Below are 23,598 nucleotides of genomic sequence, written 5' to 3'. Positions count from 1 at the left end.
GACAGATTACCTCAGCGCTAAGGTAAATGACACTACTCACTTACCGCTAAGGTTTCGGTTACGCTGGGCCGATGCCCGACCACGTGGACCGCGTCCTGGAGCAGTGGCAGGCCGAGCGCCCCGACCTCGACGTCTCCCCGATGGCGGTGATCGGCCGGCTGTCCCGCCTGGCCGCGCTGGTCGACACCGAGCTGCGCCGGACGTTCGCCCGCCACGGCCTGGACCGCGCGACCTTCGACGTCCTCGCGACCCTCCGTCGCAGCGGCCCGCCGTACCGCCTGACCCCGACGGAGCTGATGCGTTCGGCGATGGTGACGTCGGGGGCGATCACCCAGCGTCTCGACAAGATGGAGGCCCGCGGCCTGGTCGAGCGTACGCCGAACGAAACGGACGGCCGCGGAGTCCGCGTGCGGCTGACGGAGGCGGGTGGCGAGCTGATCGACCGGGCCCTGCCGGACCACGTCGAGACCGAACACCGGATCCTGGCGACGCTCGGCGCCGAGGAGCGTGAGGAGCTGGCCGCGACGCTGCGGAAGCTGCTGGAAAGCGTGGGTGGCGCGGGTTCCTAGGAAATCCGGCGGACCGGTTCGCCGTCCAGCAGGTAGTCGAGGTCGATCCGGCCGCCCGCCGCGGCTAGGACCGCGTCGATCGCCAGGTCGACGTCCAGCTTGCGGTGGTGCTGGTCGGCGTACGCGCGCATCAGGTTGCCGATGTGACGCTCCGGGTTGCGCCACGTCGGCCAGCGCAGGGCCGCCTGCTGCGCCAGCTTCGTGAAGTCGGACTGGCGGCCCGTCACCTCCAGGAGCCACTCGAGGTAGACGCGCATGCCGTGCACCGCCGGGTGGCCCGGCGTCGCCACCGGGCCGTGGCCGGGGACCACCGTGCGGGGGCGGAACGTGTCCTGGAGCCAGTCGAGCGCCTCGAGCCAGCCCGGGACCGAGCCGTGCACCGCCATCGGCGTGCTGCCGACGAACACCAGGTCGCCGGTGAACAGCGTGCCCGACCGCGGCTCGTGCACCACCAGGTCACCCGCCGTGTGCGCGACGCCGGGCACCGCCACGACGTCCGCCGCCGCGCCGCCGAGGTCGAGGCGCCGCCAGCCGGGCACCGGGCGGACCGCGTCCGGCTCCGGCGGCTCGAGCACGCCCCACCGCGTGTAGGTGAAGACGTTGCCGTACGTCTGCGGTCCGGCCTTCACGGCCTCGACGCTGCCCGGCGCGGCCAGCGCCGTCCCGCCTTCGCGCAGCGCGACGCCGAGCCCGTTGTGGCGCTCGCCGTGCGCGTGCGTGATGACGACCGTGAGCTCCTGCTCACCCGCGTACTTGCGGACGTCGCGCAGCAGCTCCAGCGTCGCCTGCTCGGTCCCGCAGGTGTCGACGAGCACGACGCCGTCGCTGCCCTGGATCCAGCCGCTGTTGGCGACGAACCAGTCGGCCGGGCTCTTCACGTACGCCACCACGCCCGGCCGGGCGTGCCGGAGCGGGACGATGTTCGCTGTGACGGCCGACATGCCTTCCCTCCCTCATGCGACGATGCGTTAACGACGGTGACCCGGCCAGGTTGCGGGGGATTTCCGAATTGGTCAGGCCGGCGTCGCCCACCGCTGGTTCGCGGTGGCTGCGCAGGTCCGGATCTGCAGGCGGGTGCCGTCGGCCGAGACGTTGCCGGTCGCGTCGAGGCACTTGCCCGACTGCGCTGACGTCGACGCACTTGCCGCCGAGCCCGGTGATCGGGCCGGCCGGGTAGGGCGTGCCACTCGCGATCAGGTACGCGCTCGTCGCGACGTTCCAGTGGGTCGCGAGGTAGCTGCCCGGCGTGGGGTCGGTGTTGAAGTAGTCGTCGCCGAGGCAGTCGAGCTGGTTCTCGGGCGCGCCGGGGCAGACTTTCACCAGGCCGCCCGGCGGGTTGGGCAGGCCGCCGTCGTCGTGCTGCGCCATTTGTCGGCAATCCGGCCACAGCCACGGCCATCCAGCTGCGCTGCGACCGTCACGTGCCGCTCGATGCCGGCCTGCTTTTGGCCGGATTGCCAACAGATGATGTCTTCGTCGTCCCAGCAGTGGCCGAAGGCGCTGGAGTGTGGTGATCACGTTTCCACCGTGGTCCGGCAGCCGGAATCGGTGACGTACCGGACGGCTTCGACGAACGCGTCGTCGATCTGGCTCGCGAACGTCTGGAACTGAGCGACGAACTGGCCGTGGCGGTCGGCCTGGCCGGCTCCGCGGACGTATAGCGCTTGGACGCGCTTTCCGCTGGTGTCGTCGCCGTCGCCGTCGCAGATGGTGGACAGCGGGACGGCGGCCGCGGTCCGCGTCCGGAGGTGGTCGGGGAGCTGCTCGGTCCCGTCGCCCGCGGCGGCGGCCGACGGGACCAGCGCGGTGGCGAACACGAGGGCGGTGCTGGGCGCGGCGAGGCGCCAGGATCCGGTGGTCATGGGGGAGTTCCGCCTTTCCCGGTGCGGCAGGGGGCGAGAAGTGCGGTCTAGACCACTGGGAATGATAGGAGCGGGTCCGGCAGCTGTCACTGACAAGAACGGACAGCCTGGAGTGAATCGCTCACGGAGGGCGTTCGCCGTATTTCGGTCGGCCGACCGGCCGATGATCTTTCCGGCCCGCTGAGCGGGACAGGTCTTGACAGTCGATCACGACGGTCCATACTGGTATATACCTTTATGGGAGGGTCCGGGGTACCCGAGGGGCTTCGCGCTCGCGGGCCGACGGAAGGTCTGAGGGGTCCTTCCGTCGGCCGCGCGAAGTCGTCGGCGAGAGACCGGTCACAGCCAGTGTTGACACGGCTACTGGGGCTGACCAAGGATGTCTCCTGCCGTCCGGGAGGAGAAACATGGCGGGGGCACACGTCCGGATCGACAACCGGCTGATCCACGGGCAGGTCACCGTCGCGTGGACCCGGCGGCTCGGCATCCGGCGGCTGGTCGTCTGCAACGACGACGTCGCCGCCGACGACCTGCAGCGGATGCTGCTCCCGCAGGCCGCGCGCGGCCTGCCCACCGACGTCTTCACCGTCGCCGACACGCTCACCGCACCCGCCGAGACCGGTGTCATGATCATCACCAAGGATCCCGCGGACGCCTTCCGCCTCGTCGAGGGCGGGCTGCGGCCCGACGTCGTCAACGTCGGCAACGTCGCGCCGCGGCCGGGCACCGCCTACACCATGGTCACCCGCTCGATCGCCGTCACCGCCGACGAAGCCGACGCCTACCGCAAGCTGGCCGCGACCGGCGTCCCGCTGGTCACGCAGCTGATGCCGCAGGACAAGCCGGCCGAGTTCGTCCCGTTGCTCGACCGGAAAGGGCTCTAGCCCCGCATGCTCGTCGCGCTGGCCCTGACCATCTGGGCGATCTACTGCACCTACGACGGGCTCGGCCCGTTCCTCATCTACGCCCAGCGCCCGCTCATCGCCGGCTCGGTGGCCGGGCTGATCACCGGGCACCCGCTGCTCGGCCTGCTGATCGGCGCGACGCTGGAGCTGGCCGCGCTCGGCGTCTACACCTACGGCGGCGCGACGATCCCGGACTACCAGACCGGCGCGATCGTCGGCACCGCGCTGGCCGCGGGCGCCGCCGGGGACGTGTCCGCGCAGGTCGCGGTGGGTATCGGCGTCGGGCTGCCGGCGGCGATCCTGCTCTCCGCGCTCGACCCCGTCGGCAAGATGGTCACCACCGCGCTGGTGCACCGGGCCGACTCCTACGCCGCCGACGGCAACGCGCGCGGTCTGGCGACGATCCACTGGGTCAGCCTCGTGCCGTGGGCGGCGGTGCGCGCGATCCCGACGTTCCTGGCCGCGCTCGCCGCGTCCGGCGGGCTGGTCAAGGACATCACCGCGAGCATCCCCGCTGGGTTCGTGCAGGGCATGACGCTCGCCGGGTCGCTGCTGCCGGCCGTCGGCTTCGCGCTGCTGCTCGGCATGATGGAGCTCTCGCGCTACTGGTACCTGCTGCTGATCGGGTTCGTCGGGTTCGCCTACCTGCACCTGCCGGTGCTGGGGATCGCGCTGATCGGCGTCGCCGTCGCGATGCTGTTCGTGACGCTCAAGCGCGACGAGCCGGCCATCACCGTCCCCGACTCCGCCGAGGAGTCCACCATGGACCCCCGGTTGACCAGGCAGGACCTGAAACGGGTGTACCGCCGGTACTTCTGGGCGAGCCAGATCTCCTGGAACTACGAACGGATGCAGGCGCTCGGGTTCGCGTACGCGATGGAACCGGCGCTGCGCCGGCTCTACCCGGAGAAGGCCGACTACGTCGCCGGCCTGCAGCGGCACATGCAGTTCTTCAACACCTCCGTGCTGGTCGGCGGCCCGCTGATCCTCGGCTCGACGGTCGCGCTGGAGGAGGCGGGCACGCCGAAGTCGGCCGCGAGCACGAAGGTCGCGCTGATGGGGCCGATGGCCGGCATCGGCGACACCGTCGTCTTCGCGCTGTACAACAGCATCGTCTTCACCATGGGCGCGTCGTGGGCGTTGCAGGGCAACTGGCTCGGCCCGGCGTTCGCCGCCGTGATGGTGCTCGTGCCCTACGCGCTGGTGCGGCGCTGGCAGTTCGGGTTCGCCTACCGCGAGGGGAAACGGCTGGCCGGCCACCTCGCCGCGGGCGCGCTCGCGCGGGTCGCGCAGGGGGCGACCGTGCTCGGGTTCGTCGTGCTCGGCGGGTTCGTCCCTTCGATCGTCAAGGTCGTCACCACGCTGACCTACCGGCAGACCACCACGGTCCAGGGGCAGCCGGTGACCCAGGCCGTGGCGATCCAGGACCGGCTCGACGAGCTGGTCCCGTTCCTGCTGCCGGTGCTGGTCACCGCCGGGGTGTACCTGCTCACCGCGAAGGCCCGGCTGCGGCCGGTCTGGGTCATTGCCATCGTTGTCGTCGCCGGGGTGGTTCTGGGGTGGCTCGGCTGGTTCGCGCCGGCCCCGGCGAAGAGTTGAGGGAGACCGTCATGACCGTCCCGATCGTCCTCGCCGGGCACGGAAGCCTGCCTTCCGGAGTCGGCGAGGCCGCCGAAATGATCCTCGGCCCGCAGTCGCGGCTGAAGGTCTGCGAGCTGCGCCCGCACGACAGCCCGGAGGAGTTCGGCGTCCGCGTGCACGAGCTGGCCGGCGACGCGCCCGCGGTGCTCGTGCTCGCCGACCTGCACGGCGGCTCGCCGTTCAACGCCGTGCGCGCGCTCGCCGCCACGCGGCCCGGCGTCGAGCTCGTGTCCGGGCTCAACCTGCCGATGCTGCTGGAAGTCCTGCTGCACACCAGCGGCGACGTCACCGAGCTCGCCGGGGTCGCTCGCGCCGCCGGCCGCGACGGCGTGGTCGACGTCCTGGAATCGACCTGGTGACCGGCGCGCTGCTGCTGTCCGCGCAGGACGTCCGGATCACCCCGGGGCCCGGGCACCCGCTCGGCGGGTACCTGGCCAGGGACGGCGTCGCGACGGGGACGCACGACGAGCTCGAGGCGTCGCTGATCTGGCTGTCGACCGAGGACGACCCGGGTGTGCTGTGGCTGGCCCTGGACGCGCTCGCGGCCGACGCCGGGCTCACCCGCACCCTGGCCGACGCCGTCGCGGCCGCGGTGGGCATCGACCCGGCGCGGGTGCTCGTCTGCGCGTCGCACACCCACTCCGGGCCCGAAGGCTGGACCGGCCCGCTGCACCCGGGGCTGCCCGGACGGCGCGACGCCGGGCTGGTCGGCCGGATGGCGGAACAGGTCACCGGGGCCGCGCTGCGGCTGCGCGCCGGCCGCGGCCGGGTGCGGGCGTGCTGGCACGCGGGCGAGACCGAAGCCGTCGGCGGCAACCGCTACCGGCCGGACGGGCCGCACGACACGTCGTTCGGCGTGCTCGAACTGCGCCGCGAGGACGACACGCCGGCCGCGCTGCTCTTCGACTACGCGAGCCACCCGACGGTGCTCGGCCCCGACAACCTGAGCTGGTCGGCGGACTGGCCGGGCGCGACCCGCCGCGAGCTGGCCGCGCTGATCGGGCGGCCGGTCGCGGCGTTCCTGCAGGGCGCGGCGGGCGACGCGAGCTCACGCTTCGTGCGGCGCGGCCGTGGCCACGACGAGGTCCGCACGCTCGGCGGCCATCTCGCGACGTCGATCTCCCGGACGCTCGCCGCGGCGGTCCCGGCGCCCGCGGCCACCGGCCCGGTCCGGCTGTCGCGGTCTTCGCTGTTCCTGCCCTACCGCGACGTGCCGTCCATCGAGGACAGCCTGGAGCTGCGGGAGGCGGCCGAACGGGAGTGGCAGCGCGAGCTGGCCGGCCACGGCGAGGACCACCCGGCGGTGCGGATCGCGCAGACGCGGTACGAGGGCTGCGCGATGCTGGCCGCGATGGCGGCCAGCGACCGGCCCACCGGCTGCGCGGAGGTGCCGGTCAGCGTGGTGTCGCTGGGGGAGATCGCCTGGCTGCACACGCCGTTCGAGCTGTTCGCGTCGCTGGGGCTGCGCATCCGGCGGGGCAGCCCGTTCCACCACACTCGCGTGATCGGCTACACCGACGGGTATCTGGGGTACCTGCCCGACGCCGAGGGGCACCGCGACGGGATCTACGAGTCGTACGTGACGCTGTTCGGCCCGGACGCCGCCGAGGTGCTGGTGGAGCACTGCCTGAAGCTGCTCCGGGCGCACCACCTCAGCTGGTGCTCCGCCGAGCCTGCGTGAAGACGGTGTAGCGGTCGGCCCGGTACAGCGACCGGCCCGCCTCGATGACACCGCCGCTCTGGTCGTGCAGCGTGCCTTCGATGATGAGGCACGGCTGGCTGGCTTCGATGCCGAGCAGGGCGGCGTCGTGGGTGTTGGGGAGGACCGCGGAGATCGCCGTGTCGTTCCATTCGGCGTGCACGCCCCAGCGCTCCTCGAGGGTGCGGTGCAGCGACTGCGTCTCCCAGTCGAAGAGCTCGATGTCCGGGAACCGGTCGACGGACAGGTTGGTGCGCTCGACCGCGAACGGCTCGTCTTCGACGTAGCGAAGCCGCTCCAGCCGGAAGACCTTCGCGCCCGGCGGCACGTTCAGCCGCCCGGCGATCCGCGGGCCGGCGCTTTCGACCTCGGCGTGGAGGACCTTGGTCTTGGGGACGACACCGCGGGCCTTCATGTCCTCGGTGAAGGAGGTCAGCATGTCGATGTGCGCGGCCTGCCGTTGCGCGGTGAAGGTGGCGGTGCCGTGCTGGCGGTAGAGGACACCGTCGGCGACCAGGCGGTTGATCTCCTGCCGCACGGTGCCCCGGGCGACCTGGAAGTGCTCGGCGAGGAACCGTTCGGACGGCATCAGCCGCCCGGGCCCGGCCTCGGTGGCGACGCTTTCGAGGATTTCGCGGAGCTGGTCACCCTTCGGCCGCCCCGGCTGCAGCGCGTCCGGGAGCCGGAGATCGCTCGCGGGGACGTGTTTGGGACGGGGCATGTGGTCATTATCCCGTGCGGGTCCGATGCGGGCGCGGCGGGCGAGCGCGCTGGGCCGCCTGCCGGGCACCCGGCCGGGGTGCGGGTTGGGCCGAAGAGCGGCTGGTGAGTTCCAGCGCTCCCCGCCGCTCGGCGGGGGATGCGGCCTCGCAGCCGGGGGTCAGCGGCCCAGCTTTGGTGCGCGGGGTGGGCGGAAGCGGGCGGGTCTGAGGAAGCTGCTCAGCCGGTGGCTTGGCAGCTCAGGTCGCGCGGGGACGCTCGGCCGGTGGCCCGGTGGCCCGGTGGCCCGGTGGCCGGTGGCCCGGTGGCCCGGACGCGCGGGAGTGCTCAGCCGGTGGCCCGGCCACCCACGTCGCGCAGGTCGCTCAGCCTGTCGCCCTGCCACCCAGCTCGCGCAAGAAACCCTCCGCCAGCGCCTCGCCCGTCACATGCCCGACCGCCCGGTACAACGCCCGAGCCTCCCGAGCCGTCCCATCCGCCAGCATCGAACGGCCCGCCGCGGCCTCCACCGCGGCCAATCCCAGCATCGCGTCCGCCTCCACCACGCGGAACCCGCCCGCCCGGGCCGCGTCCAACGCCGCTCTCGCGTGCTCGCCCGCCTCACTCACCCGGCCGCCCGCCGCCAGCACCCGCGCCAAAGTCGCCGAGGCCTCGGCCTGCTGGCCCCGCAGACCCGACTCCGCCGTCAGCTCGCTCGCCTCGCGCAGGACGCGCTCCGCCGTCGTCAGGTCGCCGCCCTCTGTTGCTCGGCCGAGGGCGATCAACGCCGCCGTCTCCACCTGGCGGTCTCCGTCGCGGCGGACGCACTCCAGGGCCGCCGTTGCCGTCGCGGCCGCCGTTTCCGCGTCGCCGCGGGAAAGCTGCAACGCACTGATCGCCGTGAGCGCCGTTGCCTCGCCGAAGCTCGAGCCGACCTCGCGGAACGCTCGGAGCGCTTCGTCCAGGACCTCGTCCGCCTCCGCCGGGCGGCCGGTGGCCAGCAGCACCCAGCCGAGGTCGGCGAGGTTCGCCGCCGCCCAGAACGCCAGGTCCTCCTTGCGGGCCAGTGCGACCGCCTCGACCAGGCAGTCCTCGGCCTGCTCCAGCCGGCCCAGCTGCCGGTAGTGGCAGCTCAGCGAGTTGAGCGCCAGCGCCTCACCCGACCGCTTGCCCAGCTCGCGGAACAGCTGGATCGCACGACGGCTGTGCTCGACCGCCTCCGACAGCCGGCCGGTCCACTCCAGCATCGAGCCCAGGTTCGCGACCGCCGTCGCCTCGCACTCGCGCCAGCCGCACGCCCGGCTGGCGAGCACCGCCTTCTCCGAGTGCCGGATGCCTGCCTCGTGATGCCCTTCGCGGAAGTACGCGCCGCCGATGGACAGGTGGACGAGCGCCTCGGCCGGCTGGGCGCCGTGGTCCTGCGCCGCCCGCAGCACGATCGGCGCCAGCTCCAGCCACTCCGCCCGGCGGCCGTGGTCGTGGAAGAACCGCCGCAACGCGTCGGCGAGGTACCACGCGCCGGGGTACGGCCCGCGTGTCGCCGCCTGCCGCAGGGCCGCCGACAGGTTCGGGACCTCGACGTCCAGCCACGCCACGGCTTCGGCGGCGTCGGCGAAGGCGACCGGGCTCGGCGCGGCCGGCGCGTCTTCGCGGGGCAGTGACACGATCCGCGCGCCGAGCAGTGCGACGGCGGCGTCCGCGGCCGCGCAGTAACCGGTGAACAGCCGCTCCCACGCCCGCTCGCGCGACGACTCGTCTTCGTCGGCGCGTACGCACTGCTCGGCGTACCGCCGGGCCAGGTCGTGGAAGCGGAACCGGCGGGGCGCGTGCGCCTCGAGCAGGTTCGCCGCGGCCAGCCCGCGCAGCCGGCGGCTCGCTTCCCCGGCCGGCACGTCCAGCAGGGCCGCCGCCGCGACCGCCGTGAAGTCGGCTCCCGGCACCAGCGCCAGGAGCCGGAACGCCTGCCGCAACCCGGCCGGAAGTGCCTGGTAGGACAGCGAAAACGCCTTCGCGACGGCGCTCTCCTCGGCGCCGTCGAAGCCGAGCCGGGCCAGCGGGTCGCCGCGCAGCTCCTCGACCAGCTCGCCGATGCTGGCGCCGCCGGTGTTCGCCGCGGCGATCCGCAGCGCGAGCGGGTGGTGGCCGCAGAGCCGGGCCAGCTCGGCCGCGGCTTCCGGCTCGGCGACGGCCCGCTCGCCGAGCAGCGCGCTCAGCAACGCCCGCGAGTCGGCTTCCCGCAGCTGGGCCAGGCCCAGCGACCGCGCGCCGGTGCGGGCGACGAGCTCGTCGAGCCGGTGGCGGCTGGTCACCAGCACCCGCCCCGACGACGGCAGCAGCGGCAGCACCTGCGCGGCGTCCCGCGCGTTGTCGAGCACCACCAGCGCCTGCCGGTCCGCCAGCAGCGACCGGTAGAGCTTGCTCTGGTCGTCGAGGCCCGGCGGCACGTCGCGCAGGTCGACGCCGAGGGTGCGCAGCAGCTGCGCGAGCGCCGCGGCGGGCGTGAGCGGCTCGTCGTCGGCGTCGAAGCCGCGCAGGTTCACGTACAGCTGGCCGTCCGGGTAGCGCGCCCGCGCGGTGTGCGCCCAGTGCACGGCCAGCGCGGTCTTGCCGACACCGGCGGTCCCGGTGATCACCCAGACGTCGCCCGGTTCGCCGAGCGCGGCCAGCTCCGGCGCCCGGCCGGCGAACCCGCGGACGTCCAGTGGCAGCTCGGCGGGCCGCGGCGCGACCGGGACCACGGCCGGCGCCGGCTCGCCCTCACCCCGCAGGAGCCGCAGCTGCAGGTCCTTCAGCGCCTGGCCGGGTTCGATGCCCAGCTCGTCGACCAGCAGCTCGTGCGCCCGCGCGTACGTCTCGAGGGCTTCCGGGGTGCGGCCGCAGCGGTGCAGCACGAGCATCAAAGCGGCCCGCAGCCGTTCGCGGAACGGGTGTTCCTCGACGAGCTGCCGCAGCTCCCCGACGACCTCGCTGTGCCGTCCCGACACGAGCTCCTGCTCGTACAGCTCTTCCAGCACGACGAGCCGGCGTTCGGCCAGCGCCGGGCCCTGCTGGTCGGCCAGCGCCTCGCTCACCCCGCCGAGCGGGGTGCCGTCCCACAGCGCGAGCGCGGCCCGCAGGTGCGTGACGGCTTCCGGGCCGGACGTCGCCCGGGCGCGGGCGACCTCGTCGTCGAACACGTCGAGGTCCCGCTCACCGGGCGCGACCTCGATCACATAACCCGGCGCACGCCGGAGGATGACGTCGCGGCCGAGCAGCTTCCGCAGTTCCGAGATGTGCACCTGGAGCCGGCCGCGCACGCTCGGCGGCGCGTTTTCGCCCCAGGTGAGGTCGATCAGGCGGTCTTCGGCGACCACGCGGTTCGGGTTCAGCAGCAGCGCGGCCAGCACGGACGTCTGTTTCTGGCCGCCCGGCCGGACCTCGCCCGCGTCGTCGAGGACCGTGACCGGCCCGAGCAGGCGGTAGCGCACGTGTTGCCCCCAGAAGGCGGACCGAAGCGGAACGGAAGTGCCGTGGTCGACCCTAATGCCGGGCTGGGAGGAACTGGAGGCCGCCGGTGGAGACCGCTGACCCGGATCGCACGCTGTTCGTCTGCTTCCCGGACGTCGGCGAGGCGGCCGGCCGCTATCGCGCGTGGCGCGATCCGCGGATCGCGGTGCACGTCGTCGAGCTGCCCGGCCGGGGGGAACGGCGGGACGAGCACCCGTACCGGGACATGTGGCTGCTGGTCGAGTCACTGGCGGGGGAACTGGCCGGGGTGCTCGCCCGGCCGCACGTGCTGTTCGGCGCCGGGCTCGGCGCGCTGGTCGCCTACCGGCTGGCGCAACGACGGGTTTCCGCGGGACTGGGGGTCTCGCGGGCACTCGTCGTGGCGCACCAGGCGCCACCGGCCCGGGCGGCACGGGCGGTGCCGGCCCGGGCGGAGCGCGCCGACGTCAGCCTGCAGGCGAGCGACGCGCACCTGCCGGTGGCGCCGCCGCTGCCGTGCCCGATCCGCGGGTTCGGCGAGCCGCACGTGATGGCGGGCTGGGGTGAGCACACCAGCGCGGGGTTCGTGCTCACCCCGGCCCGGGCGCAGGACAGCGCCGCCCTGTTGCGCGACGCGGTCCTGCGCGCGGCCTACCTGATCTCGGCGCTCGCCGTGCCGGCGCCGGGCGGGGCCGGCTTGGGCACGTCGCCGATGTAGGGGCCGCTCCCGACTCCGCCCACCGGCGAGGGGTCGGTGGGCGGACCCCCGGCCGCCGCCGCGGCGGGGGCGAAGACGACGATCCCCAGCAGGGCCGTGCCGATGACGGCCTGGATTGCACCGGCTCTCATGAGCTCTCCTCTTGCGTTCGGTTACCACCGACTTTGCCCGAACCGGCTTCCAAAGTGCTTCCCCTTGCTGCTGGTGCCCGCGTGGTCACGCACTGTCCCTTGTGGAGCCCGGCTTTTCCCGCGGGACAACGGGTCCGCCCGGCTGCCATGATCGGCCCATGGGGAACGACATCCTTCGGCTGGCCTCACTGGCGACACCCATGGCGATCCGGGTGGCGGTGACGCTGGGCCTGCCGGACCGGTTGCGCGCCACGAGTGCCACCGCCGACGACCTCGCGGCCGAGCTCGGTGCCGCGCCCGTTCCGCTCGGGCTGCTGCTGGGGCACCTCACGACCCTGGGCTTCTTCGAGCACACCTCCGGCGGTTACCGCACCACCGAGTACGGCGCCGAGCTCTGCGGTGACGGCTTCACGAACCTCCTCCTGCGCCTGGACACCGCGGGCGGGCGCGCCGAGCTGGCGTTCGTCGAGCTCCTGCACAGCGTCACCACCGGCGAAGGCGGTTACGCGCGCCGGTACGGGCAGGACTTCTGGGCCGACCTCGCCGCGCACCCACCGCTGCGCGAGTCGTTCGACCGGCAGATGGAGCTGCGGTTGGGCGACCAGGTGCCGGGCATCGTCGCCGGGCACGACTGGGCGCGGTTCCCCACGCTCGTCGACGTCGGCGGCGGCACCGGGGAGCTGCTGGCCGCGATCCTCACGGCCTGCCCGGGGACGCGGGGCACGCTGGTCGACCTCGGTCCGGCCGCGGCCGGGGCCGCGCGCACCCTCGAAGCGTTCGGCGACCGGGCCGAGGTCGTCGCGGGCAGCTTCTTCGACCCGCTGCCGCCGGGGGCGGACGCCTACCTGCTGAGCGACATCCTGCACGACTGGGACGACGAGCACGCCCACCGGATCCTGGCCCGCTGCGTCGAAGCCGCGGCGCCGGGCGGGCGGGTCCTGGTCGTCGAGCCGGTCGGGGGCCGGCGGGCGGACACTGGGTCGGACCTGGCGATGCTGGTGATCTTCGGCGGCCGCGAGCGCGGGGTCGGGGAGTTCCGCGCGCTGGCCGCGGCACACGGGCTGGCGCTCGACGCGGTCGTGGATCTGACAGCGGGCCGGTGCCTGCTGGAGTTCAAGATCGGATAAGCGCTGTTGTGGGGCTTGCCGCCCGGATGACGCCGGTGTCGGTTTTCTCGGGGACGATCACGTGGCTGCCGCGGCCGTCCGAAGCCGCGGGGAAGATCACCTGAGCGGGAGCGGGTGCACGGGCAGACCCGAACTGTGCACGCCCGGTCATCCCGTGGGCTTCCGCCCGACCGGCGGACTCGGTAGTTCTTTTCCGTACGGCACAACAGCCGTCCGGAAAGGACCAAAATGTTGTTCACCACGGTGAAACGCGCGTGCGCGGTGGCCCTGCTGGCCGTCGCGGCGGGCGGCCTCGCGGTCGCGCCCGCCGAAGCGACCGTCCAAAGTGGAAGCGGGACCATCAGCGACCCGTGGGTGCCGACGCGCGCCGCGCACATCACCTGCGCCAGCGCCACGCTCTTCGGCAACTACACCCCCGGCCAGGGCCACTCCGACCCGATCGCGACGCTCGTGCAGGGCAACTACATCGGCGTCCGCTACATCACCTCGGACCAGAACTCGGCCGACGTCTTCTGGCACGGCACGAGCAAATGGGGCTTCCTGCTCCGCAGCTGCTTCTCCCTCAACTGACCAGGAGCTCCCATGACCACCGCACGCAGCACGGCGGCCGCGGCCCTCGCGGCCGCCGCCGCGCTCACCTTCGCCCCGGCCGCTTCGGCCGGCACCGTGCACGAAATCTGCGCCCAGGACCTCTACGTCCGGACGCAGCCGGCCGGCGTCATCATCGGCACCCTCTACCGCGGTGACCACTTCGAGCTGTCGCGGTACTCGCCCAGCGGCGACTGGGCCGAGGGGTACGCGATGGGGCACGTGAACCAGCGGGGCTGGATCCAGGCCGGCTGGTTCTGCTGACCGGCGGGGGCCGTCGCCGCCGGGTGGCGGCCCCTCACGGGATCTTCAGCGAAAGCACGTCGGGCACGGTGATCAGCCGGCCGAACAGCCCCGCGCCGCCGCCGATCGCGAGCACCCGGTTCGCCGACCGCGGCGCGCAGACGAGCGAAGGCCGGCCCTGCGGCAGGAGCCCGCTCACCAGCCGCCACTCCTGCGTGGCCAGGTCGTAGACCTCCGTCGTCCGGTCCCCGGTGGTCGCGTCCCGGCCCGGCACGGGACCACCGCCGGCCACCACGATCCGGGTCCGGCCGTCCCCGGTCAGCACGGCCGCGCCCGGGAGCCCGCGCCGTTTGTGCATCGGCGGCACGGTTTCCCACGTGTCCGACGCCGGGTCGTACCGCTCCACGGAGTCGAGCGCGTCCTGCCGTCGGCCGGGCAGGCCGCCGAGCGCGTAGAGGTGTCCTCCCGCGGCGACCAGCCGGAAGGCGGCCCGCGGTGTGCGCATCGGGGCCACCGGAACCCAGTGCGGGCGCGGATCTGCCGGGTCGAGCATGAGCATCGCGTCTGTGGCTTCTTCGGCAAAACCGCCTGCCACGTAGACCTTCCCGGCGAACCCGGCGCCCGCGGCCGAGTCCAGTGGCCCGGGTAGCGGCGGGCCCGCGGCCCACTGGTCGCCCGCCGGGTCGTAGACCTCCACGACGTCCGTGGCCCGGTCGTCGGCGGTGCGGCCGCCCGCGGTGTGGACCAGTCCGCCGGCGACACCCACCGCGAGGCCCGCCCGCGCCGTCGGCATCGGGCTCACGAAGCGCCATTCCCCGTCGCCCGCCACCCGGCGGGTCTCCACCGAGCCGAAGTCCCCGGCCCCCTCGGCGCCGCCGAAGACGAAGATGCCGCCCCCGGCGGTCACGGCTTCGTGGCCGGACCGCCGAGCGAGCATCGGTGGCCGGTACTTCCAGGATTCGGTCATCTTCCCACCCTTTTTGCGCCAGAGTCTCCGGTCCGCCCGGGTTCGTTACGGCTGATCCACTTTTCACAATTCGCCGCGGTGCGAGTGATCGGTTTTGTGATCGGTCGGGGCCGGTGGCACGCGGCTGCGCTCATCCGCCGTAGTGGGTTCGGCCGGATGGCGGCCGACGATCACGCTGTGTGCCGGTTTCTCGTGGGTTTCTTTCCCTTGGTGAGCACCGTCCTGTGTGTGCTTACCTGCTTTCCGAGGGCTCGCGCATTTCTCGGCACCACAATTGCGGACCCGGAAATCGTCATCTACAGTCCGGCGAATCATGGCTCGTCGAGCCGGATTCCGGGCTCTCAAGATTCTTTTGCAAGGAGTGGCATGCCCCCACGCGCCACGACACGACGGCTCGCCGTGCTCGCACTCGTGCTCACCCTGCTGGCCGCCGGGTGCAGCCAGCGAAGCGGATCGGGCAGCGGCGGCGCCGTCGAAAAGCCGTCGATCAAAGTTGCCATCTTCGCCTCGGTGGACCTCGCCAGCCTGTGGCTGGCCCAGGAAGGGGGCTACTTCAAGGCCGAGGGGCTCGACGTCCAGACCGACCTGGGCGCCAGCGGCCAAGACGCGCTGAACCGGATGGCCGGCGGCCAGGACGACCTCGCGCTGTCCACCTACACCCTGTTCTTCCTGGCCAAGAGCAGCGGCACCGCGGACCTCCGGCTGATCGCCGACGCGACGTCGGCCAGCCCGCGCAGCAACGAGATCGTCACCGTGCCGAACTCGCCGGTGAAGACCGTGAACGACCTCGGCGGCAAGCGGATCGCCATCAGCTCGAAGAACGCGGCCTCCGACGTGCTGACCCGGTCCGTGATGCGCGACCACGGGGTCGACGCCACCAAGGTGCAGTGGGTCCCGATGCCGCTGCCGGAGATGGGGTCCGCGCTGGCGCAGGGCCGGGTCGACGCCGCCTACCAGCCGGAACCGTTCCTCACGCAGTCCGCCAAGACGGCCGGCGCCTTCCCGGTCATCGACGCCGCCAGCGGCAGCACGGAGGGCTTCCCGCTCACCGGCTTCGGCGCCACGGCCAAGTGGGTCCAGGACAACCCGAAGACGATGCGCGCGTTCCAGCGCGCGATGCTCAACGCCACGCGCGCCGCGGTGGACCGGGCCCGGATCGAGCCGCTCGTCGTCCGCAACGCCAAGGTGGACCAGGACATCGCGAGCCTGATGGTGATGCCGGCCTTCGGGTCCTCCTTGGACGCTCGCCGCATCCAGCGGGTGCCGGACCTGTTGCAGCAGCTGGGTGTCGTCCAGACGAAGATCGACGCCTCCTCGATGCTCGCGCCGCAAGCCGGCACGGGCTGACCGGGAGCCGGACGGCGAAGGGCGGGTGCGCGGACCAGCGCACCCGCCCTTCGCCGTTTGTGGCGTAAGGACTTCCCTCGGCGGGCTCGCTTCCCGAAATTTTCGGACCGTCCGCCAAGATCCCGTCGCACCTTGACACGACCGGCGTCGCGCCCCACCCTCTTCATACCGACCGCGCGGTACGGGCTGGTCCACCTGGTGAGACAGGAGCGTCGATGACGACACGGCTTGGCGAGGCACTGCCCGGCGAGGACCTGCTCGTGGTCGACGGCCTCACCGTGCGCTTCGGCGGCCTCACCGCGCTGCACGACGTCCGGCTGAGCGTCGACGCGGGCACGGTCGTCGGGGTCATCGGGCCCAACGGCGCCGGCAAGACCACGCTGTTCAACGTCGTCTGCGGCTTCGTCCGGCCGCAGTCCGGCCGGGTGCTGTGGCGCGGGGAGCCGCTGGTCCGGCACCGTCCCGAGCACCTCGCCGGGCTCGGCATCGTCCGGACGCTGCAAGGGCTCGGCCTCTTCGCCGGGCTGACCGTGCTCGAGAACGTGATGGCCGGCGCGGGCAGGCACGCCCGGACCGGCCTGCTCCCGGCGCTCGTCGGCGCGGGCCGCTCGGCGCGCGACGAAGGCGACCTGGCGGCCCGCGCCCGGGAGACGCTCGGCGAGCTGGGGATCGCCGACCTCGCCGATCGGCTGCCCGGGGTTCTGCCTTACGGGGTGCGCAAACGCGTCGCCCTCGCCCGCGCGCTGGTGGCCGAGCCCGACCTGCTGCTGCTCGACGAACCCGCGAGCGGGCTCTCGGCCGCGGAGCTCGTCGAGCTCGCGACGCTGATCCTCTCGCTGCGCCGGCACATGGCGGTCGTGCTCGTCGAACACCACATGGACCTGGTCATGCAGGTCTGCGACCGCGTGGTGGTGCTCAACTTCGGCGAGGTGATCGCCGAGGGCACGCCGGCCGAGATCCAGGCCGACCCCCGCGTGGCCGAGGCCTACCTCGGTGACCCCGCCGAGGAGGCGCCCGGTGCTTGAGATCAGCGAGCTTTCCGTGGCCTACGGCGCCGTCCGCGCGCTCGACGGCGTCGAGCTGAAGGTCGAGCGCGGCGGGATCACCGCGGTGCTCGGCGCGAACGGCGCGGGCAAGACGACGCTGCTGCGCACGATCAGCGGCCTGCAGCCGGCCCGCGGCGGCCGGATCACCTGGGACGGCACGGACCTGACCGGCCGCGCGCCGGACCGCATCGCCCGCGGCGGGGTCGCGCACGTGCCCGAGGGCGGCGGTGTGATCACCGAGCTGACCGTCGAGGAGAACCTCCGGCTGGGCGCGCTGTGGCGGCGTGACCGCGCCGACCGCGCGGCCGCCAAACGCGAGGTGTACGAGCTTTTCCCACCGCTGGAAGAACGTTCGGCGAAACCCGCGTCGACGCTGTCCGGCGGTGAGCGGCAGATGCTGGCCATCGGCCGCGCCCTGATGAGCCGGCCCGAGCTGCTGCTGCTCGACGAGCCGTCGCTCGGCCTCGCGCCGCTGATCACCGCGCGGATCATGGCGATCCTGCGGGACCTGCGGACCTCGACCGGGCTCACCGTGGTGCTCGTCGAGCAGAACGCGCACAGCGCGCTGTCCATCGCGGACAACGGGTACGTCCTCGCGCTCGGCAGCGTGGTGGCCGTCGACACCGCGGCGGAGCTGCTGGCCGACGACGGCCTCCGCCACGCCTACCTCGGTTTCTGAACGTCTACTTGGAGGTGACGGGCCCGGTATGCAGGACTTCTTCGACCTGACCCTCGGCGGGATCTCCGCCGGCGCGGTGTACGCGGCGCTGGGGCTCGCGCTGGTCATCATCTACCGGGCCACGAGGGTGGTGAACTTCGCGCAACCCGCCCTCGCCCTGATCTCGACGTACCTCGCGTACTCGGTGACGAAGGCGACCGGCAGCTACTGGCTCGGCTTCGCCGTCGCGATCGTCGCCGGGACGCTGCTGGGCGTCGCCACCGAACGGCTGCTGATCCGGCCGCTGCGGCACCGCTCGGAGCTGAGCTCGATCATCGTCACCCTGGGGCTTTTGCTGGTCCTGCAGGCGATCGCGGGCATGATCTGGTCCAACGAGCCGCTGGCCTTCCCGTACGCGTTCGACTTCGTCGGCCGGTTCTCCGCCAACGACCTGTTCGTCGTGCTGACCGTGCTCGCCATCGCCGCGCTCGTCCTGGTGGTGTTCAAGTACACGCCGCTGGGCCTGCGGATGCGCGCCGCCGCGTTCGCCCCGGACGTGGCGCGCACGCTCGGGGTGCGCGTCGGGCTGATGCTCACCGTCGGCTGGGGGCTCGCCGCGGCCGTCGGGTCGCTGGCCGGGCTGCTGGCCACCCCGCCGTTCCTCTTCCCGAACGTGCTGGACGGCGTGTTCGTCTACGCCCTCACCGCGGCCGTGCTCGGCGGGCTCGACAACCCGCTGGGCACCATCGTCGGCGGGTTCGTGCTCGGGATCGGACTGTCCTATGTGTCCGGCTACCTGGGACCGGAGATGGTGACGATCGCCGCGCTGGCGATCCTCGTCGTCGTGCTGATCGTGCGGCCGAGCGGGTTGTTCGGCCGCGCGAAGGTGAGGCGGGTATGACGGTGCGCACGAGTCTTCCGGAAACCCCCGTGAAGACGGTGACGAAGAAGCGGACGCTGCCGCCGTTCGTCGTCCACGTCCTGTACGCGCTGGCCGCGTTCGCCGTCGTCGTGGTGCTGACCCTGGTCACCGACGAGTTCACCAACCTCCGGATCGCGACGATCGGCTACTACCTGGTCGCGGTGGCGGGGCTGACGCTGCTCACCGGTCTCACCGGCCAGGTTTCCCTCGGCCACGGCGCGTTCATGTTCATCGGCGCCTACACGGTCGCGCTGCTGGTGCGGCGGGTGCCGTCGTTCCCGCTGTGGGCCGACCTGCTGCTGGCCTCGGCGGCCGGCGGGCTCGCCGGGCTGCTGGCCGGGGCCGCCGCGGCCCGGTTGCGCGGGCCGTACCTCGCCGGGGCGACGCTCGCGCTGGCCGTCGGGCTGCCCGCGCTGACCCGCCGGTTCCAGGACTTCCTGGGCGGCAGCAACGGCCTGAGCTTCACCGTCCACAGCAGACCGTCCGGGGTGGCCGTTCCCGAGCTGCGCTGGCAGACCTGGGTCGTCTGGCTCAGCGTGCTCATCGCGCTGGTGCTGGTGCTGAACATCGTCCGCGGGCGGCTCGGCCGCGACTTCCGCGCCGTGCGGGACGACGAGGTCGCCGCGTCGCTGGGCGGGATCGCCGTCGGCCGCACGAAGATCCTCGCGTTCCTCATCAGTGCCGTCTGCGGCGGGCTCGCCGGTGGCCTGCAGGCGTTCCTGCTCGGCACGGCCGCCCCCGGCTCGTTCACCCCCGCGCTGTCGCTGAGCCTGCTGGCGGCCGTGGTGCTGGGCGGGCTCGGGTCGCTGTGGGGAGCGCTGTGGGGCGCGGTCGCGCTCGTGTACTTCCAGGCCTGGTCCGAGGACCTCGCCGACGTCCTGCACCTGAACACCGACGTGGCCAACAACCTCCCGCTCGCGGTGTACGGCGTGATCCTCATCGTCGTCGTGCTCGCCTTCCCCCGCGGCATCCAGGGCGGTTTCCACCGGCTGCGCGGACTTCTCCGTCGACCCGCCGAAAAGAAGGAGAACCATGAGAACCACTAGAACCGTCGCGGGAATCGCGGTGCTGGCGCTCGCGCTCAGCGCGTGCGGCGGTGCGGGGGAGAGCGACGGCGGTGGCCGGCAGGCCGCCGACTCGGCCGTCGGTGTCACGAAGGACTCCGTCGTCATCGGCACCCACCAGCCGCTCACCGGCCCGGCCGCGCCCGGGTACAGCAAGATCTCCGTCGGCGCCCGCGCGGTGTACCAGTCGATCAACGACGCCGGCGGGATCAACGGCCGCAAGATCGACTACAAGGTCGAGGACGACGGCTACAACCCGACCAAGACCGTCGAGGTCGTCAAGAAGCTCGTCCTGCAGGACAAGGTGTTCGCGATCGTCGGCGGCCTGGGCACGCCGACGCACTCGAAGGTCGTCGACTACCTGAACACCGAAGGCGTGCCGGACCTGCTGGTGTCTTCGGGCGCGCTCGCGTGGGACAACCCGCAGAAGGCGCCGATGACCTTCGGGTACCAGGTGGACTACACGCGTGAGGGCAAGATCCAGGGCAAGTACATCAAGGACACCTTCGCGGGCAAGAAGATCGGCTACTTCACGCAGAACGACGACGTCGGCCGCGACACCCAGGCCGGGCTCGACCAGTTCGTCAAGGACCAGACCGTCGCGCGGCAGGGCTACGACAGCGCGAACACCGACGTGACGCCGCAGCTGTCCGCGCTCAAGGCCGCGGGCGCCGAGGTCGTGGTGTGCGAGTGCATCCCGGCCTTCACCGCGCTGTCGATCCTGGCCGCGGCGAAGATCGGGTACAAGCCGCAGTTCGTGGTCAGCAGCATCGGCGCGGACCCGGCGACGCTGTCCGGGCTGCTGCAGGACTTCGCCAAGCGCGGCGGGGCCAGCGTGTCGAGCGCGCAGCTGCTCAACGGCCTGATCGGCACCGGCTACCTGCCCGACGTCGCGCAGACGTCCGACCCGTGGGTCGCCTACTTCAAGGGCATCCACGACAAGTACATCCCGAAGGAGCCGCTCACCAACACGCTGTTCTACGGGATGGTGCAGGCGTACACGTTCGGCCAGGCGCTGAAGGCCGCCGGGCCGGACCCGACACGGCAGAAGATCGTCGACGCCATGAGTTCGGGCGCCCTCAAGGGGCCGGGCCTGACGCCGTTCGGGTTCTCGAAGGACTCGCACTCCGGGTACACCGGCGCGTACGTGTTCAAGATCAACCCGGACACCACGACGACGGTGATCCAGCCACCGTCGGTCACCGACCGGGGCACCGGGGCCATCACGCCGTACACCGGTGAACGCGCCACTCCGGACCAGGTGAACCTGCTGGGTAAGTGATGGGCGGGCCGGTCCGTGGCGCCGTGCGGACCGGCTCGTCCGCTCACCTAGGGTGGTCTCATGAACGTGCGGGACAAGGTCGTGCGGGCGGCGGTGCGCCTGTTCGCGGAGAAGGGGTTCGAGGCGACCACGGTCCGTGAGATCGTCGAAGAGGCTGGCGTCACCAAGGGCGGGCTCTACCACTACTTCGAGTCGAAGGACGACCTGCTCTTCGAGATCTACACGGCGATGCTGCGGATGCAGACACGCCGGATGACGACGATCGCCGAGTCGGACCTGCCGCTGCCGGAACGCCTGCACGCGATCATCGCCGACGTCGTCGTGACGAGCATCGCCGACCTCGACGCGGCGACCGTGTTCTTCCTCTCGTTCCCGCTGCTGGAGAAGTCCAAGCAGGTCCAGGTGCGGGCGGAGCGGCGCACCTACCACGAGCGCGTGCGCGGCCTGGTGGAGGAAGGGCAGCGGACCGGCGTCTTCCGCGCCGACGTCCCGGCCGACCTGGTGATCAACTACCACTACGGCGCGATCCACCGGCTCGGCATGTGGTACCACGCCGAGGGGGAGCTGTCGGGGGAGCAGGTGGGGGAGCACTTCGCGAACCTGATGCTGCGCAGTCTCCGTCCTTAATGGGCGTTCTGACTGTGGATGCTGCGCAGGAACTCGAGTGAGTCCGGCTCGTCGAGCGCCGCGCGCGTCAGATCGCCGATCGTTTGGCGGTAGCGCGTCACCAGTGGTGAACTTGTGAGGTACGAAGTGCTGTGGTGATGCGGCAGCACGACAGTTGCGCGTCGGTGTTCGTCCTCGAAAACCGTGAACGGGTGGAGCGGGACAGGCGGAGTTCCGCTCGCAGGCACGATTCTCACGTGGATGTGTTCTCGGTTGCCGGCTGATTCGATGTGGCGTGCCTGCTCTCGCCCCATATGCAGCAGGGCGGCTTCGCCGATGAGGAACGTGTAGCGGTGGCTGCTGCTTTCGGCCAACGTCCCCTGTCGGACATGTCGTTCGAAGCTCTCCACGTCGAGCGCGTCCTGATCGGCAGGGTCACGGGGGAGCGTGCCGAGAGATTGGTCGGAGGTCCGCAGCAAATCCGGAATGATCGTCGGTGACCATTCGAAGATCCGGTGTGAGAGACGTTCGTAAGCCCACAACAGAGGCTCTGCGCCGGGATCGTTGTGTTCGAGGAAGTCGCTCGCATTGGCGTGGCTGACGAGCCTCATGATCCGCTGATGTTCTTCGCAGCTTGCCTGGAGCAGGCCCAGGATCCATGCCGCAGAGCTCTCGGACGGCGCTCGATGGCCGGTCTCCCAGAGCGAAAGTAACTGTGGGCTGACGCCCAGCCTTCTCGCGAGCTGACGAAGACTGATCTTCCGTCGGATGCGAGCGTCTCGCAAGCTGCTGCCGGCCGCCAGAAGAGCTGGTGATCGAGTCCCTGAACTCAAGATTTCTCCTCGTTCGGTGGGCTGGCAGGGGGACAGATTCGTGTCTCTGCGTCTTGCTTCGCGTGCGCTACGGCGCACCGGATGACGGCCTGTTCCAGATCACGTACCTGTTGGTCCGTCAGGTACGCCGGAACTCGCAGGTAGCCGTAAGCCGGAGGTAGGGTCGCGGATGCCATGCGTTCACCCTGCTCCACCGCCCGGCTGAAGATCATGACGAAGTGGCTCTCGCAGGTATGCGCCGGGTGCATGGAAACCAGGCGTGAGAGCGCATAGAGTGATCGGTGTCATACCGACTGTGCGACCGGATCCGACGAGGCAGCACCGCATGAGCGTTCGCCCCCGCGCCCGTTACTGCCGTTGTGGTGCCCGGCTGGCCCAGGACAACCCGGCGGCGCTGTGCGGACCGTGTGGTCGCCGGGCCGGAAATGCCCTGGTCAGCGCTCCGGAAGTGCCGCCGAACTTCTGGGAGACGGACGAACTGCGGGACGCTCTCGGTGCTCGCCACATGGGCCGTGTCGTGCACGCGTACCGACGGAACCCGTGGCACGGGCGGCCGCTTTCGCAGAGCGTGGTGGCCGGGTGGGCCGGTCTCGACCAGGCTCAGCTCAGCCGCATCGAGACAGGCGCACCGCCACAAGACCTGACCAAGCTCATACAGTGGGCTCGTGTCCTTCGCATCCCCGCTCGAACGTTGTGGTTCGCCCTCCCAGATGACACACCCGACTGCGGCGGCGATCCGGTCGGCCAACCGGAGGTGCCCGCCGACCTCACCCGATCGGCAGCCGACGTGAACCGGCGTGAACTCCTGCGTCTCGTCTCCATGACCGGGGCGCTTCTGGCGGTGCCTGCGCTGGACGAGCAAGTGGACATCGACCGCCTCCAGCACGCCGCGACGACGAGCCGCGTCGACTTGGCCGCCGCGGCCGAGTACGACCGCCTGAACACCCAGCTTTGGCAGGTCTTCTCCCGGTCGAAGTCCAAGCAGCTGGCGCTCCCGGTCGTGCGCAGACAGCTCGATGTCCTGACCTCGGCGTTGCGTCAGCCGCAAACGTCAGCCGTTCGGCGGCACCTGTGCGCCTCGGCCGCAGATCTGTTCCAGCTGTGCGGGGAGATTTCTTCGATTCGGACCGGTACACCGATGCTGCCCAGTGTTACGCGCTGGCGGCAGCCGCGGGCAAGGAAGCTGTTGCCTACGACCTGTGGGCTTGTGCAATGACAAGGCACGC

Annotated in this window: 25 protein-coding genes and 1 pseudogene; 17 read left to right on the top strand and 9 right to left on the bottom strand. The window is 71.9% G+C overall.

What is annotated here, in order from left to right; translation table 11 throughout:
* Nucleotides 1-71: 71 nt before the first annotated feature.
* Nucleotides 72-569 carry a MarR family winged helix-turn-helix transcriptional regulator gene (locus ACZ61C_RS32025; protein ID WP_465311589.1) on the top strand — a complete coding sequence of 166 codons (498 nt, stop codon included), beginning with the start codon at nucleotides 72-74 and terminating at the stop codon, nucleotides 567-569.
* On the opposite strand, the gene ACZ61C_RS32020 is transcribed toward ACZ61C_RS32025, so the two are convergent.
* The 3 genes from ACZ61C_RS32020 to ACZ61C_RS32010 all read right to left on the bottom strand — a co-directional run bounded on the left by ACZ61C_RS32020 (nucleotide 566) and on the right by ACZ61C_RS32010 (nucleotide 2,431).
* Nucleotides 566-1,510 carry an MBL fold metallo-hydrolase gene (locus ACZ61C_RS32020; RefSeq protein ID WP_465311588.1) on the bottom strand — a complete coding sequence of 315 codons (945 nt, stop codon included), beginning with the start codon at nucleotides 1,508-1,510 and terminating at the stop codon, nucleotides 566-568. The two genes, ACZ61C_RS32025 and ACZ61C_RS32020, sit on opposite strands and share 4 nt — an antisense overlap.
* Nucleotides 1,511-1,582: 72 nt before the next feature.
* Nucleotides 1,583-1,756, bottom strand: a complete 174-nt coding sequence (locus ACZ61C_RS32015) for an RICIN domain-containing protein (RefSeq protein ID WP_465311587.1) — start codon at nucleotides 1,754-1,756, stop codon at nucleotides 1,583-1,585.
* Nucleotides 1,757-2,083: 327 nt separating this feature from the next.
* Nucleotides 2,084-2,431, bottom strand: a complete 348-nt coding sequence (locus ACZ61C_RS32010; RefSeq protein ID WP_465311586.1) for a hypothetical protein — start codon at nucleotides 2,429-2,431, stop codon at nucleotides 2,084-2,086.
* A 407-nt stretch (nucleotides 2,432-2,838) separates the two neighbouring features.
* Between ACZ61C_RS32010 and ACZ61C_RS32005 the strand changes: the two genes are divergently transcribed.
* The 4 genes from ACZ61C_RS32005 to ACZ61C_RS31990 are packed head-to-tail and all read left to right on the top strand — an operon-like array spanning nucleotide 2,839 to nucleotide 6,658.
* Nucleotides 2,839-3,315 (top strand): PTS sugar transporter subunit IIB, encoded by a 477-nt coding sequence (locus ACZ61C_RS32005; RefSeq protein ID WP_465311585.1) that lies wholly within the window; start codon nucleotides 2,839-2,841, stop codon nucleotides 3,313-3,315.
* 6 nt (nucleotides 3,316-3,321) lie between these two features.
* On the top strand, nucleotides 3,322-4,935 hold the full coding sequence (locus ACZ61C_RS32000) for a PTS system mannose/fructose/sorbose family transporter subunit IID (RefSeq protein ID WP_465311584.1): 1,614 nt from the start codon (nucleotides 3,322-3,324) through the stop codon (nucleotides 4,933-4,935).
* Nucleotides 4,936-4,946: 11 nt separating this feature from the next.
* Complete coding sequence (locus ACZ61C_RS31995) at nucleotides 4,947-5,336, top strand: PTS sugar transporter subunit IIA (RefSeq protein ID WP_465311583.1); 390 nt, start codon at nucleotides 4,947-4,949, stop codon at nucleotides 5,334-5,336.
* Nucleotides 5,333-6,658, top strand: a complete 1,326-nt coding sequence (locus ACZ61C_RS31990; protein WP_465311582.1) for a hypothetical protein — start codon at nucleotides 5,333-5,335, stop codon at nucleotides 6,656-6,658. Before ACZ61C_RS31995 ends, ACZ61C_RS31990 begins: the two co-directional genes overlap by 4 nt.
* Here ACZ61C_RS31990 and ACZ61C_RS31985 read toward each other — a convergent pair.
* Nucleotides 6,630-7,397 carry a GntR family transcriptional regulator gene (locus ACZ61C_RS31985; protein WP_465311581.1) on the bottom strand — a complete coding sequence of 256 codons (768 nt, stop codon included), beginning with the start codon at nucleotides 7,395-7,397 and terminating at the stop codon, nucleotides 6,630-6,632. The genes ACZ61C_RS31990 and ACZ61C_RS31985 overlap by 29 nt on opposite strands.
* Nucleotides 7,398-7,761: 364 nt before the next feature.
* Nucleotides 7,762-10,842 carry an AfsR/SARP family transcriptional regulator gene (locus ACZ61C_RS31980; protein WP_465311580.1) on the bottom strand — a complete coding sequence of 1,027 codons (3,081 nt, stop codon included), beginning with the start codon at nucleotides 10,840-10,842 and terminating at the stop codon, nucleotides 7,762-7,764.
* A gap of 86 nt (nucleotides 10,843-10,928) precedes the next feature.
* Here ACZ61C_RS31980 and ACZ61C_RS31975 point away from each other — a divergent pair, with 86 nt between their 5' ends.
* On the top strand, nucleotides 10,929-11,558 hold the full coding sequence (locus ACZ61C_RS31975) for a thioesterase II family protein (RefSeq protein WP_465311579.1): 630 nt from the start codon (nucleotides 10,929-10,931) through the stop codon (nucleotides 11,556-11,558).
* Here the strand turns inward: ACZ61C_RS31975 and ACZ61C_RS31970 are convergent.
* Nucleotides 11,492-11,689, bottom strand: coding sequence for a hypothetical protein (locus ACZ61C_RS31970; protein WP_465311578.1), 198 nt, complete (start codon nucleotides 11,687-11,689; stop codon nucleotides 11,492-11,494). The genes ACZ61C_RS31975 and ACZ61C_RS31970 overlap by 67 nt on opposite strands.
* A 158-nt stretch (nucleotides 11,690-11,847) precedes the next feature.
* Here ACZ61C_RS31970 and ACZ61C_RS31965 point away from each other — a divergent pair, with 158 nt between their 5' ends.
* The 3 genes from ACZ61C_RS31965 (at nucleotide 11,848) to ACZ61C_RS31955 (ending at nucleotide 13,668) form a co-directional block, all read left to right on the top strand.
* Nucleotides 11,848-12,816, top strand: coding sequence for a methyltransferase (locus ACZ61C_RS31965; protein WP_465311577.1), 969 nt, complete (start codon nucleotides 11,848-11,850; stop codon nucleotides 12,814-12,816).
* Nucleotides 12,817-13,044: 228 nt separating this feature from the next.
* Complete coding sequence (locus ACZ61C_RS31960) at nucleotides 13,045-13,386, top strand: hypothetical protein (protein ID WP_465311576.1); 342 nt, start codon at nucleotides 13,045-13,047, stop codon at nucleotides 13,384-13,386.
* Nucleotides 13,387-13,398: 12 nt separating this feature from the next.
* Entirely contained in the window at nucleotides 13,399-13,668 is a 270-nt protein-coding gene (locus ACZ61C_RS31955; protein ID WP_465311575.1) for an SH3 domain-containing protein, read from the top strand.
* A gap of 34 nt (nucleotides 13,669-13,702) precedes the next feature.
* Here ACZ61C_RS31955 and ACZ61C_RS31950 read toward each other — a convergent pair whose 3' ends face one another.
* Entirely contained in the window at nucleotides 13,703-14,614 is a 912-nt protein-coding gene (locus ACZ61C_RS31950) for a Kelch repeat-containing protein (protein WP_465311574.1), read from the bottom strand.
* A 366-nt stretch (nucleotides 14,615-14,980) separates the two neighbouring features.
* Here ACZ61C_RS31950 and ACZ61C_RS31945 point away from each other — a divergent pair, with 366 nt between their 5' ends.
* The 7 genes from ACZ61C_RS31945 (at nucleotide 14,981) to ACZ61C_RS31915 (ending at nucleotide 21,560) form a co-directional block, all read left to right on the top strand.
* The gene (locus ACZ61C_RS31945) at nucleotides 14,981-15,961 is read left to right on the top strand and encodes an ABC transporter substrate-binding protein (protein ID WP_465311573.1); all 981 of its coding nucleotides are present in this window, start codon (nucleotides 14,981-14,983) and stop codon (nucleotides 15,959-15,961) included.
* Nucleotides 15,962-16,176: 215 nt separating this feature from the next.
* A complete protein-coding gene (locus tag ACZ61C_RS31940) occupies nucleotides 16,177-16,986 on the top strand; it encodes an ABC transporter ATP-binding protein (protein WP_465311572.1) in 810 nt (269 codons plus the stop codon).
* A complete protein-coding gene (locus ACZ61C_RS31935) occupies nucleotides 16,979-17,686 on the top strand; it encodes an ABC transporter ATP-binding protein (RefSeq protein ID WP_465311571.1) in 708 nt (235 codons plus the stop codon). Before ACZ61C_RS31940 ends, ACZ61C_RS31935 begins: the two co-directional genes overlap by 8 nt.
* A 28-nt stretch (nucleotides 17,687-17,714) precedes the next feature.
* Nucleotides 17,715-18,566, top strand: coding sequence for a branched-chain amino acid ABC transporter permease (locus ACZ61C_RS31930; RefSeq protein WP_465311570.1), 852 nt, complete (start codon nucleotides 17,715-17,717; stop codon nucleotides 18,564-18,566).
* Complete coding sequence (locus tag ACZ61C_RS31925) at nucleotides 18,563-19,633, top strand: branched-chain amino acid ABC transporter permease (RefSeq protein ID WP_465311569.1); 1,071 nt, start codon at nucleotides 18,563-18,565, stop codon at nucleotides 19,631-19,633. Before ACZ61C_RS31930 ends, ACZ61C_RS31925 begins: the two co-directional genes overlap by 4 nt.
* Nucleotides 19,620-20,933 carry an ABC transporter substrate-binding protein gene (locus ACZ61C_RS31920; RefSeq protein ID WP_465311568.1) on the top strand — a complete coding sequence of 438 codons (1,314 nt, stop codon included), beginning with the start codon at nucleotides 19,620-19,622 and terminating at the stop codon, nucleotides 20,931-20,933. The genes ACZ61C_RS31925 and ACZ61C_RS31920 overlap by 14 nt, the downstream gene beginning before the upstream one ends.
* A gap of 60 nt (nucleotides 20,934-20,993) precedes the next feature.
* On the top strand, nucleotides 20,994-21,560 hold the full coding sequence (locus tag ACZ61C_RS31915; protein WP_465311567.1) for a TetR/AcrR family transcriptional regulator: 567 nt from the start codon (nucleotides 20,994-20,996) through the stop codon (nucleotides 21,558-21,560).
* Here ACZ61C_RS31915 and ACZ61C_RS31910 read toward each other — a convergent pair.
* Together ACZ61C_RS31910 and ACZ61C_RS31905 are read right to left on the bottom strand one after the other, a co-directional pair.
* A complete protein-coding gene (locus ACZ61C_RS31910) occupies nucleotides 21,557-22,150 on the bottom strand; it encodes a DUF5753 domain-containing protein (RefSeq protein ID WP_465311754.1) in 594 nt (197 codons plus the stop codon). The two genes, ACZ61C_RS31915 and ACZ61C_RS31910, sit on opposite strands and share 4 nt — an antisense overlap.
* Nucleotides 22,151-22,183: 33 nt before the next feature.
* A pseudogene (locus tag ACZ61C_RS31905) lies at nucleotides 22,184-22,450 on the bottom strand (helix-turn-helix transcriptional regulator); the annotation flags it as partial.
* A gap of 247 nt (nucleotides 22,451-22,697) precedes the next feature.
* Between ACZ61C_RS31905 and ACZ61C_RS31900 the strand changes: the two are divergent.
* Entirely contained in the window at nucleotides 22,698-23,588 is an 891-nt protein-coding gene (locus tag ACZ61C_RS31900) for a helix-turn-helix domain-containing protein (RefSeq protein WP_465311566.1), read from the top strand.
* The last annotated feature ends 10 nt before the right edge of the window (nucleotides 23,589-23,598 follow it).

Source organism: Amycolatopsis sp. NPDC104587 (assembly GCF_055583645.1).
Note: the sequence above shows the minus strand (reverse complement) of the source record. Positions and strands in the feature narration are given on the sequence as shown.

What these genes read in the sequence shown, in the direction of transcription:
- ACZ61C_RS32020 (WP_465311588.1), bottom strand. Translation starts at nt 1,510, where the DNA reads ATGTCGGCCGTCACAGCGAACATCGTCCCGCTCCGGCACGCCCGGCCG.
- ACZ61C_RS31995 (WP_465311583.1), top strand. Translation starts at nt 4,947, where the DNA reads ATGACCGTCCCGATCGTCCTCGCCGGGCACGGAAGCCTGCCTTCCGGA.
- ACZ61C_RS31910 (WP_465311754.1), bottom strand. Translation starts at nt 22,150, where the DNA reads ATGAGGCTCGTCAGCCACGCCAATGCGAGCGACTTCCTCGAACACAAC.
- ACZ61C_RS31950 (WP_465311574.1), bottom strand. Translation starts at nt 14,614, where the DNA reads ATGACCGAATCCTGGAAGTACCGGCCACCGATGCTCGCTCGGCGGTCC.
- ACZ61C_RS31960 (WP_465311576.1), top strand. Translation starts at nt 13,045, where the DNA reads ATGTTGTTCACCACGGTGAAACGCGCGTGCGCGGTGGCCCTGCTGGCC.
- ACZ61C_RS31920 (WP_465311568.1), top strand. Translation starts at nt 19,620, where the DNA reads ATGAGAACCACTAGAACCGTCGCGGGAATCGCGGTGCTGGCGCTCGCG.
- ACZ61C_RS31955 (WP_465311575.1), top strand. Translation starts at nt 13,399, where the DNA reads ATGACCACCGCACGCAGCACGGCGGCCGCGGCCCTCGCGGCCGCCGCC.
- ACZ61C_RS32005 (WP_465311585.1), top strand. Translation starts at nt 2,839, where the DNA reads ATGGCGGGGGCACACGTCCGGATCGACAACCGGCTGATCCACGGGCAG.
- ACZ61C_RS32025 (WP_465311589.1), top strand. Translation starts at nt 72, where the DNA reads ATGCCCGACCACGTGGACCGCGTCCTGGAGCAGTGGCAGGCCGAGCGC.
- ACZ61C_RS31915 (WP_465311567.1), top strand. Translation starts at nt 20,994, where the DNA reads ATGAACGTGCGGGACAAGGTCGTGCGGGCGGCGGTGCGCCTGTTCGCG.
- ACZ61C_RS31945 (WP_465311573.1), top strand. Translation starts at nt 14,981, where the DNA reads ATGCCCCCACGCGCCACGACACGACGGCTCGCCGTGCTCGCACTCGTG.
- ACZ61C_RS31940 (WP_465311572.1), top strand. Translation starts at nt 16,177, where the DNA reads ATGACGACACGGCTTGGCGAGGCACTGCCCGGCGAGGACCTGCTCGTG.
- ACZ61C_RS31930 (WP_465311570.1), top strand. Translation starts at nt 17,715, where the DNA reads ATGCAGGACTTCTTCGACCTGACCCTCGGCGGGATCTCCGCCGGCGCG.
- ACZ61C_RS31985 (WP_465311581.1), bottom strand. Translation starts at nt 7,397, where the DNA reads ATGCCCCGTCCCAAACACGTCCCCGCGAGCGATCTCCGGCTCCCGGAC.
- ACZ61C_RS32010 (WP_465311586.1), bottom strand. Translation starts at nt 2,431, where the DNA reads ATGACCACCGGATCCTGGCGCCTCGCCGCGCCCAGCACCGCCCTCGTG.
- ACZ61C_RS32000 (WP_465311584.1), top strand. Translation starts at nt 3,322, where the DNA reads ATGCTCGTCGCGCTGGCCCTGACCATCTGGGCGATCTACTGCACCTAC.
- ACZ61C_RS31970 (WP_465311578.1), bottom strand. Translation starts at nt 11,689, where the DNA reads ATGAGAGCCGGTGCAATCCAGGCCGTCATCGGCACGGCCCTGCTGGGG.
- ACZ61C_RS31900 (WP_465311566.1), top strand. Translation starts at nt 22,698, where the DNA reads ATGAGCGTTCGCCCCCGCGCCCGTTACTGCCGTTGTGGTGCCCGGCTG.
- ACZ61C_RS31925 (WP_465311569.1), top strand. Translation starts at nt 18,563, where the DNA reads ATGACGGTGCGCACGAGTCTTCCGGAAACCCCCGTGAAGACGGTGACG.
- ACZ61C_RS31965 (WP_465311577.1), top strand. Translation starts at nt 11,848, where the DNA reads ATGGGGAACGACATCCTTCGGCTGGCCTCACTGGCGACACCCATGGCG.